10 protein-coding genes and 2 pseudogenes are annotated in these 15,884 nt (G+C 68.6%); 10 read left to right on the top strand and 2 right to left on the bottom strand.

Features of this window, described 5'->3' with window-relative positions; translation table 11 throughout:
* Positions 1-9: 9 nt before the first annotated feature.
* From cobF to C0J29_RS25130, 8 genes and pseudogenes are all read left to right on the top strand, one after another.
* On the top strand, positions 10-753 hold the full coding sequence (cobF, locus tag C0J29_RS25160; protein ID WP_120793911.1) for a precorrin-6A synthase (deacetylating): 744 nt from the start codon (positions 10-12) through the stop codon (positions 751-753).
* Positions 754-878: 125 nt separating this feature from the next.
* On the top strand, positions 879-2,576 hold the full coding sequence (locus C0J29_RS25155) for a PE family protein (protein ID WP_120794962.1): 1,698 nt from the start codon (positions 879-881) through the stop codon (positions 2,574-2,576).
* 126 nt (positions 2,577-2,702) lie between these two features.
* Positions 2,703-3,003: pseudogene (locus C0J29_RS34855) on the top strand (PE family protein); the annotation flags it as partial.
* Positions 3,004-3,817: 814 nt separating this feature from the next.
* Positions 3,818-5,563: a PE family protein gene (locus C0J29_RS25145; protein WP_120793909.1), complete on the top strand. Its 1,746-nt coding sequence runs from the start codon at positions 3,818-3,820 to the stop codon at positions 5,561-5,563.
* A 120-nt stretch (positions 5,564-5,683) separates the two neighbouring features.
* The gene (locus tag C0J29_RS25140; RefSeq protein WP_120793908.1) at positions 5,684-7,174 is read left to right on the top strand and encodes a PE family protein; all 1,491 of its coding nucleotides are present in this window, start codon (positions 5,684-5,686) and stop codon (positions 7,172-7,174) included.
* A 24-nt stretch (positions 7,175-7,198) separates the two neighbouring features.
* Positions 7,199-7,441, top strand: a pseudogene (locus C0J29_RS33995) (DNA-formamidopyrimidine glycosylase family protein); the annotation flags it as partial.
* A gap of 153 nt (positions 7,442-7,594) precedes the next feature.
* Positions 7,595-8,062 carry a zinc finger domain-containing protein gene (locus C0J29_RS33990; protein ID WP_231513292.1) on the top strand — a complete coding sequence of 156 codons (468 nt, stop codon included), beginning with the start codon at positions 7,595-7,597 and terminating at the stop codon, positions 8,060-8,062.
* A 16-nt stretch (positions 8,063-8,078) separates the two neighbouring features.
* Positions 8,079-8,828: an SDR family oxidoreductase gene (locus C0J29_RS25130; protein ID WP_120793906.1), complete on the top strand. Its 750-nt coding sequence runs from the start codon at positions 8,079-8,081 to the stop codon at positions 8,826-8,828.
* A gap of 104 nt (positions 8,829-8,932) precedes the next feature.
* Here the strand turns inward: C0J29_RS25130 and pgi are convergent, their stop codons facing one another.
* Entirely contained in the window at positions 8,933-10,594 is a 1,662-nt protein-coding gene (gene pgi, locus C0J29_RS25125) for a glucose-6-phosphate isomerase (protein WP_120793905.1), read from the bottom strand.
* Positions 10,595-10,726: 132 nt separating this feature from the next.
* Complete coding sequence (locus tag C0J29_RS25120) at positions 10,727-11,041, bottom strand: chorismate mutase (protein ID WP_120793904.1); 315 nt, start codon at positions 11,039-11,041, stop codon at positions 10,727-10,729.
* A gap of 343 nt (positions 11,042-11,384) precedes the next feature.
* On the opposite strand from C0J29_RS25120, the gene C0J29_RS25115 reads away from it, so the two are divergent.
* Together C0J29_RS25115 and pcrA are read left to right on the top strand one after the other, a co-directional pair.
* Positions 11,385-13,379 carry a PPE family protein gene (locus tag C0J29_RS25115; protein ID WP_065165702.1) on the top strand — a complete coding sequence of 665 codons (1,995 nt, stop codon included), beginning with the start codon at positions 11,385-11,387 and terminating at the stop codon, positions 13,377-13,379.
* 54 nt (positions 13,380-13,433) lie between these two features.
* Positions 13,434-15,836 carry a DNA helicase PcrA gene (gene pcrA / locus C0J29_RS25110; protein ID WP_120793903.1) on the top strand — a complete coding sequence of 801 codons (2,403 nt, stop codon included), beginning with the start codon at positions 13,434-13,436 and terminating at the stop codon, positions 15,834-15,836.
* Positions 15,837-15,884: the final 48 nt, after the last annotated feature.

Genomic DNA, 15,884 nt, shown 5'->3' with positions numbered 1-15,884 from the left:
TTGAGCGACATGACCCGTCACATCCACGTCATCGGCGTCGGAGCCGGCGACCCCGACTATGTGACCGTCCAGGCGATCAACGCGCTCAACGACACGCAGGTGTTCTTCGCGATGGACAAGGGCGAGGCGAAAAGCGATCTGGTGGCGTTGCGGCGCCAGATCTGCGAGCGGTTCATCCGGGATCCGGGTTACCGGTTCGTCGAACTGGAAGACCCGCAGCGCGCCGCCGGCGGCGATTACCGGCAGGCGGTCACCGACTGGCACGCGGCGCGCGCCCGGGTCTGGGCGGACGCCATCAGTGCGGAACTGCCGGCCGACGGGGTGGGCGCGTTCCTGGCCTGGGGTGACCCGTCGCTGTACGACAGCACGCTGCGCATCCTGGACGCGGTGTCCGCCGAGGTCGACTTCACCTACGACGTCATCCCCGGGATCACCGCGATACAGGCACTGACCGCCAGGCACCGCATTCCGCTCAACGACATCGGTGCGCCGGTTCTGATCACGACCGGTCGTCAATTGCGCGCCGCAGGACTGGCCGGCGCGGCCGTGGTGATGCTCGACGCCGACTGTTCGTTCCAGTCCTGTCCGCCCGACACCCGGATCTGGTGGGGCGCCTACCTCGGGACAGCCGACGAACTGCTGGTATCGGGCACCGTCGGGTCGGTGGGGGCCGAGATCGCAACGTCTCGCGCGCAGGCCCGGGCACGGCACGGCTGGATCATGGACACCTACCTGCTGTGGCCGTCCGGCTGATCGAAAAATGGTTCCTATCAGGAGTTTTGGCCTTCTAGCGCCTTATTGCACATCCGTTCGAGAGTTTGCAAACATGGGGCTCTCCGTGGCGGTTGCCTTGCCGCGACGTTCGGGAGGTGATGGTGATGTCGTGGGTTTTCGCAACTCCCGCATATGTATTGGCGGCGGCCGACGATCTGTCCGGTATCTGCGCGGCGATCAGTTCGGCGAACTCGGCGGCGGCGTTGCCGACCTCCGCGATCCTGGCCGCCGGCGCCGACGAGGTCTCGGCGGCGATAGCCACGCTGTTCGGTTCCCACGCGCAGGCCTACCAATTCGTCAGCGCCCAGGCCGCCGCGTTTCACCAGCAGTTCGTGGCGCTGATGAGCGCGGGCGCAAACCAGTACGCCGCGGCTGAGGCGCTCAACGCAGCGCCGCTGCAGGCACTCGCGGCCGCGGCCACCACCGATCCGTTCGTCGCGCTCACCGGGCGACCGTTGATCGGCAATGGCGCCGACGCGACCACCCCCGGCGGTAACGGCGGTGACGGCGGCTGGCTGTTCGGCAACGGCGGCAACGGAGCGGCCGGCGCCGCGGGCCAAAGCGGCGGCAACGGGGGATCCGCGGCCCTGTTCGGCAACGGTGGCAGCGGCGGAGCAGGCGGGGCGGGCGTGACCCCCGGCGGCTCGGGCCTGGGCGGCGGCAGCGGCGGCAACGGCGGCAACGGCGGGAACGGCGGCTGGATCTGGGGTACCGGCGGAACCGGCGCAGCGGGCGGGCTCGGCGGCAACGCCACGATCCCGTTCGGCGCACAGGCCGTGGGGCAGATCGGCGGCACCGGCGGCAACGGGGGCTTCGGTGGGCGCGGCGGGTTGCTGTTCGGCGACGGCGGAACCGGCGGCACCGGCGGCGGTGGGGGCCAGGGCACCAGCAGCATCGGCCCCAATCCGGGATTCGGCCAGGAGGGCACCGGCGGTTTCGGCGGCAACGGCGGCGATGGCGGCCAGGCCGGCTGGTTGTACGGCAACGGCGGCGCCGGCGGCAACAGCGGTGATGGTGGCGGCTACATCAACCAGGCTGCCTACGGAGGCGCCAACGGCGGGTCGTCTGGCACCGGTGGCACCGGTGGCAACGCCGGGTTCTTCGGCCACGGCGGAGCCGGTGGCCACGGTGGCACCGGCGCCAACGGCCTGTCCGGCTCCAACAGTGGCGGCGACGGAGGCGGCGGCGGCTGGGGCGGCCAGGGCGGCACCGGCGGCCTGATCTGGGGTGACGGTGGTGTCGGTGGCAACGCCGGTAGCGGTGGAAACGGGGGGAATATGGGTGACGCGTTCATCTTGAACACTTCCGGCAACGGCGGCGCCGGCGGCTGGGGCGGCGCGGGTGGCGAATCCGGGGTGTTCGGCAACGGCGGCGCGGGCGGCAACGGTGGTACCGGTGGTATCGCGGGCCATGGCAACGTGGCGCAACCGAGCCCGCACGTCGCCTACGGCTGGGCCGGCCAGGGAGGTAACGCCGGACTCGGTGCCGACGCCAAAGTGTTCGGCAACGGCGGGAACGGCGGCCAGGCCGGCAATGCCGGCGTCAGCCAGGATCCGGACAAAGGTCAGGCCGGCGGCTTGGGCGGTTTCGGAGGTAACGGCGGGCTGTTGTTCGGCAACGGTGGCAATGGCGGTGACGGCGGTCTGAACGGCGCCTTCGGCGGCGACGGCGGCGGTGGTGGCAGTGCCACTTTCATCGGTAACGGGGGCAACGGCGGCAACACGCACGGTCCCGGCGACCCCGGCCCGGCCGGTGACGGCGGGGTTCTGGGCAAGGCCGGCACCCCCGGACTGACCCTCTGACGTTGCTTCGGGGCGCATCGGCAAAAAGAACGTGCGCTCCGGGTGCCCATTCCCACGCTACGATTCGATTCCACGTGCTAAACACGTGATAAGTACTTCGCAGCACTGGTCGGGAAAGGTTGCCGAATGTCGTATGTGTTCGCCAGTCCTGAGTGGGTTGCCGCAGCGGCCTCGGATTTGGCGAGCATTGGTTCCACGATCAACGCGGCCAGCGCGGCGGCTGCGGCGCCCACATCCGCTGTCATGGCGGCTGGGGCTGACGACGTATCGGCGTTGATCGCGGCGATGTTCGGCGCGCATGCCCAGGCCTACCAACAGCTGAGCGCCCAGGCGGCGATGTTCCACGAGCAGTTCGTTCAACTCATGAGCGCCGGCGCCAATCTGTACGCAGGTGCCGAAGCGGCCAACGCGACGCCGATGCAGCAGGGCGCGGCGCCGTCCGCTGATGTGGCTGTCGCTACGGCCGCCGCCGCACAGTCGATGAACGCCGGCGCAGCCAACCGGGTCGGTGCCGCCGTGGGCGCTGCCCACGGTGCGTCGCTATTCGGCACCCGCGCTGCCACGGCTCTGGCGCCCGCCAGCGCCGCGGGCCTTTTCGGCAGCGGCGGCGGCGGCGGTGTGGGCGCATTGAGCAGTCAGGCCGCAGCCGCGCCTGTCGACGGGTCGGTGGCGGCGGCCGGTGCGGCGCAACCATTCGTCCCCGGCTTCTTCGGCGGCGCCGGTCTCGCCGCCGCGAACGGCCAGGCCGCCGCGCAGCCTGCCAAGGGCGCCAGTGAAGGGCACGCAGCCAGCCCTGCCCACGTGCCGCACGCCGAACCCAGTGGGGTAGTAGCTGAAGGCGACCGCAGCGGCTGGCTCTACGGTGACGGCGCTCCCGTCGCCGGTCACTCACTTCGCGGCGGAGACAGCTTGTTCGCCCCCGACGGGCGCGGCGTCGGACTTTTCGGTCACAGTGCAGCCGGCGGTTCCGGCGTGCTCGGCGAGCCTGGAATCGCCGCCCCGGCCTAGTCCCTTCGCTGCTGCGGCAACGAATCTGGCCCCAGACCGATTTTCTCGATAGATAACCGCGTGCGCGGTCCCTCTGGGCCTGCCCAGCCGGCGGACCGGTGGGATCCCGCTGACCCGGTTCGTATGAGGACGTTGACGTAATCGTTAAAACCCGCTCGGCGCCTGCGGTGTCGCGTTACGCTGCGCATCCGTCGGTGTTCGGTTGAATTCAATTCGGGGGAGGGTCTTGCCGCATGTCCTTTGTGTACGCGTCAACCGACTGGGTGGCTGCTGCGGCCACGGACCTGGCGAGTATCGGTTCATCGATCAACGCCGCGAGTGCAGCGGCGGCGGCTCCCACCTCGGCGGTCTTGGCGGCCGGGGCCGATGAAATTTCGGCGGCAATCGCGGCGATATTCGGCATGCATGCGCAGGGTTACCAGACGCTCAGCGCCCAGGCGGCGCAGTTCCACCAGCAGTTCGTGGAATTGATGAGTCGGGGTGCAGCCCAATACGCCGGCGCCGAGGCGGCCAACGCGTTGCAGGCGGCGTCCACCGATGTACTGGGTGCCATTAACGCGCCCACACTGGCGCTGTTCAATCGCCCACTGATAGGAAACGGCGCCGACGGCCTGACTCCCGGCGCCAACGGTCAAGACGGTGGAATCCTCTGGGGCAACGGCGGCAACGGGGCGGCAGGGGCCGCCGGTGCGTCCGGAGTCGCCGGTTCCTCCGGTGGCAACGGTGGCAACGGCGGGTCGGCGGGGTTGTTCGGCAACGGTGGCAGGGGCGGCGCCGGTGGTGCCGGTGCGCAGGGAACACCCGGTGCCGCCACCTCGACGGGCCAACCGGGCGGTTCCGGCGGTGCCGGCGGAAACGGCGGATGGCTCTACGGCAACGGTGGTGCCGGCGGTATCGGCGGCAACGGTGGCAACGGCAATCCGAACGCGGTGACTGGTGGCACCAGCGCGGGTTCGGCCGGTGCCGGCGGTAACGGCGGTGCGGCTGGACTCTTCGGCAAAGGGGGAGCCGGCGGCACCGGCGGGAATGGCGGGGACGCCACTGGCTCCGCAGACCTGAACGTCCGGCGCGATGGCGTGAGCGGTCTGCCCGGCGCCGGTGGCGACGGCGGCCGCGGGGGATGGATCGCCGGCGACGGCGGAGCCGGAGGCGACAGCGGCCGCGGTGGTTCCTTCCAAAGCGTCCCCAACACAATCGACGCGGGCGTCGACGGCGCGGCAAACACCGTGCTCGCCTTCGATGTCCATGCCGGCAACGGCGGCAACGCCGGCCTGTTCGGTCACGGCGGAGCCGGTGGGAACGGTGGCTACGGTGGCGATGGCCAAAGCGCCAACACCCCGATCACCGGCATCGGCGGCTACGGCGGTCACGGGGGGCTCGGCGGCGACGGCGGAAACGGTGGCTTTTTCTGGGGTAACGGCGGCAACGGGGGAATCGGCGGCAACGGCGGGGTCGGCGGAGCTGCCGCAGCCGTAGCCGGGAACGGAGGCGCCGGTGGCGCCGGGGGTAACGGTGGCCACTCGGGCTTGATGGGTTCCGGCGGCGCTGGCGCGCGGGGTGGCGACGGCGGGAACGCGGGTGTGGCAACCGACGCAGCCGGTCACGGCCTCACCGGAGTCGGCGGCGCCGGTGGTCTCGGCGGAGATGCCCGGTTGATCGGCTCCGGCGGGCACGGCGGCGACGCCGGCAACACCGGAACCACCGCGAGCCCTGCGCTGGTTGTCGCGATCGGCAACGGTGGCGCGGGCGGCGGTGGCGGCTTGCTGTTCGGCAACGGCGGCGGGGGCGGCAACGCCGGACTTTCGCCGTCCGGTGCACCAGTCTTCCAGCCCACCAGCGGTATCGGTGGCGATGGCGGTGACGCCGGGCTGTTCGGCGCCGGTGGTGACGGCGGGGCCGGCAGGTTCGGGCAGCCTGGTGGCAGTGGCGGCTCGGGCGGCAAGATATACGGCCAGGACGGCACACCCGGGCCCGCGTAGCAGGCTTGAACTTCATTCCGTCTCAATAGGACTCGCGCCAAACCCGCAAAATGTGATCTTGATCGCAGTAGCATTGGGGGTACCGCCCGGGGAGGCGTGGTGAGCCTAGGGGGCCGGGCAGTGTCTTTTGTGATCGCATCGCCGGAGTTTGTGAGCGCCGCCGCGTCGGATCTGGCCAGTCTCGGGTCGGCGATCAGCCAGGCCAACGTGGCGGCTGCGTTTCCCACCTCGGCAGTGGTGGCCGCGGGCGGAGACGAGGTGTCGGCCGTGATCGCCGCCCTGTTCGCCGGGCATGCCCAGGCGTATCAGGCGCTGAGCGCCCAAGCGGCGCTCTTCCACGAGCAATTCGTCGCGCTGATGAGCGGAGGCGCCGCGCAATACGCCGGCGCCGAAGCCTCGAACGCGATGCAGACCGTCGCCCAACAAGCGCTTGGCGCGATCAACGCGCCCACGCAGGCGCTGTTGAACCGTCCACTGATTGGTGACGGCGCAAACGGCGCGACAGCCGGCGCCAGCGGGCAGGACGGTGGCCTGCTCTGGGGCAACGGCGGCAACGGCGCGGCGGGAGCAGCCGGCCTGGCCGGCGGGAACGGCGGCTCGGCCGGGTTCTTCGGCAACGGCGGCGCGGGGGGAGCCGGCGGGGCGGGAGCGAACGGCGCCGCCGGGGCGGCGGGCCTGGCCGGTGGCAACGGTGGTGCCGGCGGCGCCGGCGGCTGGATCTGGGGTAACGGCGGGGCCGGCGGCATCGGCGGGGTAGGCGGCAATGCCGGAGTCATTTCCGGCGGCGCCGGCGGACCGGGAGCCAACGGCGGCGCCGGCGGCAATGGCGGGCTCGGCGGCCGCGGTGGCTTGCTGTTGGGCGATGGTGGCAGCGGCGCGGCCGGTGGCGGCGGGGGCCAGGCGACGGGCACTACGAGCCCCGCCCCGGATGCCCTGGTCGGCACCGGCGGTAGCGGCGGCCTGGGTGGCGACGGCGGTCATGCCGGTTGGCTGTCCGGCAACGGCGGCAGCGGTGGCGACAGCGGCGACGGTGGCGGGCTCGTCGGCGGCGGGCCGCAGGTGTTCAAGGGTGCCAACGGCGGCTCGGCCGGTCTCACCGCAGGTGCCGGGGGCGACGCCGGGTTGTTCGGCAGGGGTGGCGCCGGCGGCGACGGCGGCCTGGGCGGCTTCGGCGGCAGCGCCCGCTACTACGACGGCGGCGACGGCGGTGCCGGCGGCTTCGGCGGTGCGGGCGGTCGCGGCGGATTCTTCCTCGGCGACGGCGGTGCCGGCGGACACGGCGGCGACGGCGGGCGCGGGGGGAACATGGGCGTTGCCGCGTTGTCCAACGTCGCCGGTGATGGCGGTGCGGGCGGCTCCGGCGGCAACGGCGGCGCCGCGGGATTGACCGGCAACGGCGGCGCCGGTGGCAACGGCGGCTACGGCGGTCCGCCGGGCCAGGGGACAGGCCTGCCGACTCCGGTCGCCGGCGTCAACGGCAACGGGGGAACTGGCGGTAATGCCACCCTGTACGGCAACGGCGGTGACGGCGGCGACGGCCGCACTCCCGGCGCCGGTGGCACCAAAGGCCAGATCTCGGGAAGTCCCGGCACGCCGGGCGCCGCGCTGTAGCGGCACGTCCGGCAGACTGGACGGGTGCCCGAACTCCCCGAGGTCGAAGCGCTGGCCGACCACCTGCGCCGGCACGCCGTCGGCCTGACCGTCGGCCGCGTCGACGTCGCCGCACTGTCGGTGCTCAAAACCTTCGACCCGCCGATCAACGCCCTGCACGGCCAGACCGTCGTCGGCGCCGACCGGTGGGGCAAGTACCTGGGCCTGCAGGCCGGCGATTTGTGGCTGATCACCCACCTGTCCCGCGCGGGCTGGTTGCGCTGGTCGGACAAGCTGGCCGCGGCGCCGCTGCGACCCGGCAAGGGGCCGATCGCGCTGCGCGTGCATCTGGGCACACCCGGCGAAGCGCCGGGGTTCGACCTCACCGAAGCCGGCACCCAGAAGCGGCTGGCCGTCTGGCTCGTCAATGACCCGCAGCAGGTGCCGCAGATCGCCTCCCTGGGGCCCGACGCGCTGGAGCTCGGACCCGACGACCTGGCCCGGGTACTGGCCGGCAACACCGGGCGGATCAAGACCGTCATCACCGACCAGAAGGTGATCGCCGGCATCGGCAACGCTTACAGCGACGAGATTCTGCACGTCGCGCGTCTGTCGCCGTTCGCCACCGCCGCGAAACTGTCCGCGGAGCAGCTCACCACCCTGCACGACGCGATGATCTCCGTGCTCACCGACGCGGTTAGCCGATCCGTCGGCCAGGGCGCCGCCACGCTCAAAGGCGAAAAGCGCTCCGGGCTGCGGGTACACGCCCGCACCGGGTTGCCCTGCCCGGTGTGTGGGGACACCGTGCGCGAAGTGTCGTTCGCGGACAAGTCTTTTCAGTACTGCCCGACGTGTCAGACCGGCGGCAAGGTGCTGGCCGACCGGCGCTTGTCGCGGCTGCTGAAGTGATCGATATGCTGCCTGGGTGACCCGCCAGAAAATCCTCATCACCGGAGCCAGTTCCGGCCTGGGCGCCGGCATGGCCCGCGCCTTCGCCGCCCAGGGCCGTGACCTGGCGCTGTGCGCCCGCCGCACCGACCGCCTCGATGAGCTGAAAGCCGAACTCTCGCAACAATACCCGTCGATCAAGATCGCGGTGGCCCAGCTCGATGTCAACGACCACGACCAGGTGCCGAAGGTGTTCGCGGAGTTGAGCGACGAGTTGGGCGGGATCGACCGCATCATCGTCAACGCCGGCATCGGCAAGGGAGCGCGGCTGGGCTCGGGCAAGTTGTGGGCCAATAAGGCGACCCTGGAGACCAACCTGATCGCGGCGCTGGTCCAGATCGAAACCGCGCTGGAGATGTTCCACCAGCGCGGATCCGGCCACTTGGTGTTGATTTCCTCGGTACTCGGCAACAAAGGCGTTCCCGGCGTCAAGGCCGCTTATGCCGCAAGCAAAGCCGGCGTGAGTTCGCTCGGTGAATCGCTGCGCGCCGAATACACCAAAGGCCCCATCAAGGTCTCGGTGATGGAGCCGGGTTACATCGAGTCGGAGATGACAGCCAAGTCGGGCACCACAATGTTGATGGTGGACAACGAAACTGGCGTCAAGAAGCTCGTCGCCGCCATCGAGCGCGAACCGGGACGCGCCGCGGTGCCGTGGTGGCCGTGGGCGCCGCTGGTTCAGCTCATGCGCGTCCTGCCGCCGCCGCTGACCAAGCGTTTCGCCTGAGCCCGTCCGCGCGTTCGAGTGCGAACCTCACGACGCCGCCGCGGCGTGTCGCGTCGTGAAATCCACACTCGGCGAGGGGGTTTGCACGGCGCGGTGCCGTGGAGTTACTGGGCGCGGCCTCGCTCGGCGCGGTAATGGCGCACCAGCGCATCGGTGGAGCTGTCCGACTGCTCCTCCGGCGCCGCGTCACTGGTGATCACCGGCAGCAGCGCTTTGGCCTGGGTCTTGCCGAGTTCCACACCCCACTGGTCGAACGAGTCGATACCCCACACCACGCCCTCGGTGAACACCTGATGCTCGTAGAGGGCGATCAGTTGTCCCAGCACCGACGGCGTCAGCCGGGTGGCCAAAATCGAAGTGGACGGCCGGTTTCCGGGCATCACCTTGTGCGGCACCACATCTTCCGACGTGCCTTCGTCGGCGATCTCCTCGGCGGTCTTGCCGAAGGCCAGCACCTGGGTCTGGGCGAAGAAGTTGCTCATCAGCAGGTCGTGCATGCTGCCGGTGCCCTCGGCGGTCGGTAGATCGTCGAGGGGCTGGCTGAAGCCGATGAAGTCGGCCGGGATCAGTCGGGTGCCCTGATGCAGGAGCTGGTAGAACGCGTGCTGGCCGTTGGTTCCCGGTTCACCCCAATAGATTTCGCCGGTGTCGGTGGTCACCGGCGTGCCGTCGGCTCTGGTCGACTTGCCGTTGGACTCCATGGTCAGCTGCTGGAGATACGCGGCGAAGCGGGCCAGGTCGTTGGAGTACGGCAACACCGCGCGCGATTGGGCGTCGAAGAAGTTGTTGTACCACAGGCCGATAAGGCCAAGCAGCGCAGGCGCGTTCGATTCCAGCGGGGCGGTGCGGAAGTGCTCGTCGACAATGTGGAAGCCGGAGAGGAAGTCCGCGAACGCTTCCCGGCCGATGACCGCCATCACCGAGAGCCCGATCGCCGAGTCCACCGAGTAACGCCCGCCGACCCAGTCCCAGAAGCCGAACATGTTGTCGGTGTTGATCCCGAATTCGTCGACCAGTCGCTTGTTGGTGGAGACGGCGACGAAGTGCTTGGACACCGCGGAGTCACCGAGTGCGTCGGTCAGCCAGCGGCGCGCGGCGGTCGCGTTGGTCAGCGTCTCGAGCGTGGAGAACGTCTTCGACGCGACGACGAAAAGTGTTGTGGCAGGCTCTAAATCGGCCAGTGTCGCGACCAGGTCGGCCGGGTCCACATTGGAGACGAAACGCGCGGAGATGCCCGCGTCGGCGTAGTGGCGCAACGCCTGGTACACCATCACCGGGCCGAGGTCCGACCCGCCGATCCCGATGTTGACCACGGTCTTGATGCGCTCGCCGGTGGCGCCCTTCCAGTCGCCGCTGCGCAGCCGGTCGGTGAATTTGCCCATGGCGTCGAGCACCTCGTGGACGTCGCGGACGACGTCTTGTCCGTCGACTACGAGCTCGGCGTCGGGGGGGAGTCGTAGCGCGGTGTGCAGCACCGCCCGGTCTTCCGAGGTGTTGATGTGAGCGCCGGAGAACATGGCGTCACGGCGTTCTTCCAGCTTGGCGGCACGGGCCAGGTCGATCAGCAGCCGCAACGTCTCACGGGTGACGCGATGCTTGCTGTAATCGATGTAGAGGTCGCCGACGGTAAGGGTGAGCTCCCGGCCGCGTTTGGGATCGTTGGCGAAGAGCTCGCGAAGGTGGGTGGCTCCGATCTGATCGTGATGCTTGCGCAGGGCGTCCCACGCCGAAGTGCCGGTGATGTCGGGAATGGATTCGGAGGTCATATTTCGACCCTAACGCCGGGTAGCCGTGGCCGGTCGTGGTGCGAGCGCAAGGTGCCGCCTCTGAGCCGGCAGAACTGGCCGCCGCCACTCGTACTTCGGCTGCTGGTGAACCGCCTCGCGGACGGCACCTGTCTAGTGGCCGAGTCGTCCCCGGCCCAGACGCAACAGCAGCATGGCCAGATCTTTACCCTCGGGACCCAGTTCGCTGTAGCGCTCGATGACCTTCATCTCGCGGCTGTGCACCAGCCGGGTGCCGCCGGAGGCCATCCGGACTTTGCCGATCGCCTGAGACACTTCGGCGCGTCGTTTGACGGCGGCCAGGATCTCGGCGTCCAGTCGGTCGATCTCTGCGCGCAACTCGTCGATGCTGAGCTGATCGGCACCGATAGTCTCTGTGTTCATTTCTGCAATCTCCGCGTTCTCGTGAGGTGGTGGTTCTGGTCTCATCCGGTTCGGGCCTCACACAAGAGACGAGCCCCGAATCCGGAAGCGGACCACGGGGCTCTGCGAAAGCAGCTAGACCACGGGCACCGCTGGCCGGTACCCGTAAAAAAATCGGGGCTGCGTGTTGAGCACGCACCGAGTCTGCCACCAAGTGGCTGATAGGTGCAAAAATCCGCGTCACGAAGTCACCGGACAGCAACCTCCCTGAAGGCGGGCCCGGTGTCAGCCGGCCGAGCCTGCGCTGTTGTGCGGCAAGCGAACTGAATCGCCGGAAATACCGGAAGCGGCACCCGCGTGGCCGTAGGCTCTCTACTCGCCGTAGTAGGGGTCGATCGGAAGGGTTGTGATGAAGTTTCTGATGTTGCCGCCAGAGATCAACTCGCTGCTGATGTTCAGTGGTGCAGGGCCGGTTCCGATGCTCGAGGCGGCGACGGCCTGGGAGGGCCTGGCCGCAGAACTCAGCACGGCAGCATCATCGTTCGGCTCGGTGACCACGGGACTGGCCGGGCAGGCGTGGCAGGGTCCGGCGGCGGCGGCGATGACGGCCGCGGCCGCACCCTATGCGAATTGGCTCAGCGTGGCGGCGGCGCAGGCCGCCGACGCGGCCGGGCACGCCCGGACGATTGCCGGCGTGTTCGAGGCCGCGCAGTCGGCCACCATCGCGCCAATCGTTATATCCGCCAACCGTTCTCAGATCGTGCAATTGGTGCTGTCGAACCTGTTCGGCCAGAATGCCCCCGCGATCGCGGCCACTGAAGCCGTGTACGAGGAGATGTGGGCCCAGGATGTCGCGGCGATGGTGGGCTACTTCACCGGCGCGTCCGCCGTGGCCGAGGCGCTGCCGTCCTGGGACCAACTCCTGCCACGACTGTTCTCCGCCGTCAGCAACATCGGCGCCGGCAACCTGGGCCTGGGCAACATCGGCAGCGTCAACCTCGGTAGCGGCAACACCGGCAACGTCAACCTGGGCGGTGGCAACAAGGGCAACCTCAACATCGGCAGCGGCAACCTCAACGGAATCCTGAACTTCGGCGACGGCAACATCGGCAGCTTCAACCTGGGCAGCGGCAACACCGGGACCAGGAACCTCGGTGGCGGCAACCGGGGCAACGGCAACATCGGCTTCGGAAACTCGCAGGCCACCGCGGGCGGCAACATCGGAAGCGGGAACAGCGGCAGCGGCAACATCGGCAACGGCAACACCGGCAACCTCAACGTCGGCAGCGGCAATGCCGGGACCGGAAACTACGGCTTCGGCAACCGCGGCAGCGCCAACCTCGGCAACGGCAACCTCGGCAGCACCAACGTCGGCGTCGGCAACAAGGGCAGCTTCAACATCGGTTTCGGCAACCTGGGCAACAACAACCTCGGCTTCGGAAACCACGGCAACAACAATTTCGGCATCGGGCTCACCGGCGACAACCAGTTCGGCATCAACCTCAACGGGCTGAACGGCGGTGTCGGCAACCTCGGCTTGTTCAACTCGGGCAACAACAATGTCGGGTTCTTCAACTCGGGCGACGGAAACTGGGGCATCGGTAATTCCGGCAACTTCAACAGCGGGTTCGCCAATACCGGTAACACCAACACCGGCTTCTGGAATTCAGGAAACATCAACACCGGGTTCTCGAACACGACGAACACAAACGTGGGCTTCGGCAATTCGGGCAACGGCAACGTGGGTTTCTGGAACGCCGGCAGCAACAACATGGGCGTCGGCAACGGCGGCGGCCAGGCGGTGGGAGCCTTCAATTCCGGTGCCAGCGGAACCGTCGGCTTCGGCAACTCCGGTGCCAGCAGCGTGGGTTATGGCAACTCGGGGGTCGGCAATACCGGCTTCTGGAATTCCGGGAACACCAACACCGGCTTCTGGAATTCCGGAAACGTCAACACCGGCGCGGGCAACGCCGGCTTCGTCAACACCGGCTTCGGAAGTGCGATCAACACCGGGCTGTCCAGCTCAGGCTTCGGGAACACCGGCACCGGGACGTCGGGATTCAACAACCACGGCAACGGCACCTCCGGCTTCGAGAACACCGGCGACGGCAGCGAGGGCTACGGAAATATCGGCAATTTCCAGACCGGTTTCCAGAACACGAATACCCGCAACACCGGCTTCTTCAATTCCGGTAACACAAGCATCGGCATATCCAATACGGCCAACTTCTCCGTCGGCTATGCCAACGGCGGGATCACCGGCAACGTCGGCTTCATGAACACCGGCAGCGACAATTCGGGCTTCAGCCAGGCCGGGACGCTGAACTCCGGCTGGGGCAACTCGGGTAGCAAGAGCTCGGGCAGCAACCACACGGGTGTGAACCAGTCGGGATTCGAGCTGTAACTGCCGCACGGCGACCGGCCGGCTGTCAGCCGGCGGCGGTAAGTTTGGACCGACATGAGTGTGCACGTAACCCAAGCCAAGTACCCACGTCCCAGCGCGGTCGACGAACTCCTGGACGGACTCAACCCGCAACAGCGCCAGGCGGTGGTGCATGAAGGCTCGCCGCTGTTGATCGTCGCGGGCGCAGGTTCCGGTAAGACCGCGGTGCTGACGCGCCGCATCGCCTACCTGATCGCCGAACGCGGCGTCAGCGTCGGTCAGATCCTGGCCATCACCTTCACCAACAAGGCCGCCGCCGAGATGCGGGAGCGGGTGGTGAATCTCGTCGGTGACCGCGCCCGGTACATGTGGGTGTCGACCTTCCACTCGTCCTGCGTGCGGATCCTGCGCAACCAGGCATCGCTGATCGAGGGACTCAACTCCAACTTCTCCATCTACGACGCCGACGACTCGCGGCGCCTGCTGCAGATGATCGGCCGCGACATGGGTCTGGACATCAAGCGGTACTCGCCGCGACTGCTGGCCAACGCCATTTCGAATCTGAAGAACGAGCTGATCGACCCGCATCAGGCGGTGTCCAACCTCACCGACGAATCCGACGACCTGGCCCGTACCGTCGCGTCCGTCTTCGGCGAATACCAGCGCCGGCTGCGGGCGGCCAACGCGCTCGACTTCGACGACCTGATCGGCGAGACCGTGGCGGTGCTGCAGACCTTCCCGGACATCGCCCAGTACTACCGGCGGCGGTTCCGCCATGTGTTGGTCGACGAGTACCAGGACACCAACCACGCCCAGTACATGCTGGTGCGCGAGTTGGTCGGGCACGGCGGTTCAGCGAGGCTCGACGGAGTCGGGCCGGGGGCCGGCGGAGGCGAGGTGAAGCTGGGACCGCCGAATGAACCCACCGGTTCCGACGAGGTGCCGCCGGCCGAACTGTGCGTGGTCGGTGACGCCGACCAGTCCATCTACGCCTTCCGTGGCGCGACCATCCGCAACATCGAAGACTTCGAGCGCGACTACCCGAACGCCACAACGATTCTGCTGGAACAGAATTACCGCTCGACGCAGAACATCCTCTCGGCGGCCAACTCGGTGATCGCCCGCAACGCCGGGCGGCGGGAGAAGCGGCTGTGGACCGACGCCGGCGAAGGCGAACTGATCGTCGGGTACGTCGCCGACAACGAGCACGACGAGGCCAGGTTCGTGGCCGACGAGATCGACGCGCTGGCCGACCGCGGCGACATCACCTACAACGACGTCGCCGTCTTCTACCGCACCAACAACTCGTCGCGCTCGCTGGAAGAGGTCTTCATCCGCGCCGGCATCCCCTACAAAGTCGTTGGGGGAGTGCGCTTTTACGAGCGCAAGGAGATCCGCGACATCGTGGCCTACCTGCGGGTGCTGGACAACCCCGGTGACGCGGTGAGTATGCGGCGCATCCTCAACACCCCGCGTCGCGGCATCGGCGATCGCGCCGAGGCGTGTGTCGCGGTGTACGCCGAGAACACCGGCGCCAGCTTCGCCGACGCCCTGCAGGCAGCCGCCGAGGGCAAGGTGCCGATGCTCAATACCCGCGCGGAGAAGTGCATTGCCGGCTTCGTCGAACTGCTCGACGAGCTGCGGGGGCACCTCGACGATGACCTCGGCGAGCTGGTCGAGGCGGTGCTGGAGCGAACCGGATATCGCCGCGAGCTGGAATCGTCGACCGATCCGCAGGAGCTGGCCCGGCTGGACAACCTCAACGAATTGGTCAGCGTCGCACACGAATTCAGCACCGATCTGGCCAACGCGGCCGCTCTGGCCGAAGACGCGCCGGAGGACGAGGACGTCCCGGACACCGGTGTGCTGGCGGCTTTTCTGGAGCGGGTGTCGCTGGTCGCCGATTCCGACGAGATCCCGGAGCACGGCGCCGGAATGGTCACCCTGATGACCCTGCACACCGCCAAGGGGCTGGAGTTCCCGGTGGTGTTCGTGACGGGCTGGGAAGACGGCATGTTCCCGCACATGCGGGCGCTGGACGATCCGATGGAACTGTCCGAGGAACGGCGTCTGGCTTATGTCGGAATCACCCGGGCCCGGCAACGGCTGTACGTGAGCCGGGCGATCGTCCGGTCATCGTGGGGGCAGCCCATGCTGAACCCGGAATCGCGCTTCCTGCGCGAGATTCCGCAACAACTCATCGAGTGGCGTCGGGTGGCGCCCAAGCCGTCATTCAGTGCGCCGGTGAGCGGTGCCGGGCGCTTCGGTACCCCCCGGTCGGCGCCGACCCGTTCCGGGGCGGGCAAGCGGCCACTGGTGGTGCTGGAGCCCGGTGACCGGGTGACGCACGACAAGTACGGGCTGGGGCGGGTCGAGGAGGTCTCCGGCGTCGGTGAGTCGGCGATGTCGCTGATCGACTTCGGCAGCGCGGGGCGGGTCAAGCTGATGCATAACCACGCGCCGATCAGCAAGCTCTGAGCGCCTGTCGCCGAGCGTGCGCGCAGGGCGAGAAAATCGCCAAAAAGC

This window comes from Mycobacterium paragordonae (genome assembly GCF_003614435.1).
Taxonomy (GTDB): Bacteria; Actinomycetota; Actinomycetes; order Mycobacteriales; family Mycobacteriaceae; genus Mycobacterium; species Mycobacterium paragordonae.
This window is presented reverse-complemented; position numbering and strand designations above follow the sequence as displayed.

Excerpts from the sequence above, each read along its gene's own strand:
- cobF (WP_120793911.1), top strand. The coding sequence starts at position 10 with ATGACCCGTCACATCCACGTCATCGGCGTCGGAGCCGGCGACCCCGAC.
- C0J29_RS25155 (WP_120794962.1), top strand. The coding sequence starts at position 879 with ATGTCGTGGGTTTTCGCAACTCCCGCATATGTATTGGCGGCGGCCGAC.
- C0J29_RS25145 (WP_120793909.1), top strand. The coding sequence starts at position 3,818 with ATGTCCTTTGTGTACGCGTCAACCGACTGGGTGGCTGCTGCGGCCACG.
- pgi (WP_120793905.1), bottom strand. The coding sequence starts at position 10,594 with ATGACCTCCGAATCCATTCCCGACATCACCGGCACTTCGGCGTGGGAC.
- C0J29_RS25120 (WP_120793904.1), bottom strand. The coding sequence starts at position 11,041 with ATGAGACCAGAACCACCACCTCACGAGAACGCGGAGATTGCAGAAATG.
- C0J29_RS25115 (WP_065165702.1), top strand. The coding sequence starts at position 11,385 with ATGAAGTTTCTGATGTTGCCGCCAGAGATCAACTCGCTGCTGATGTTC.
- pcrA (WP_120793903.1), top strand. The coding sequence starts at position 13,434 with ATGAGTGTGCACGTAACCCAAGCCAAGTACCCACGTCCCAGCGCGGTC.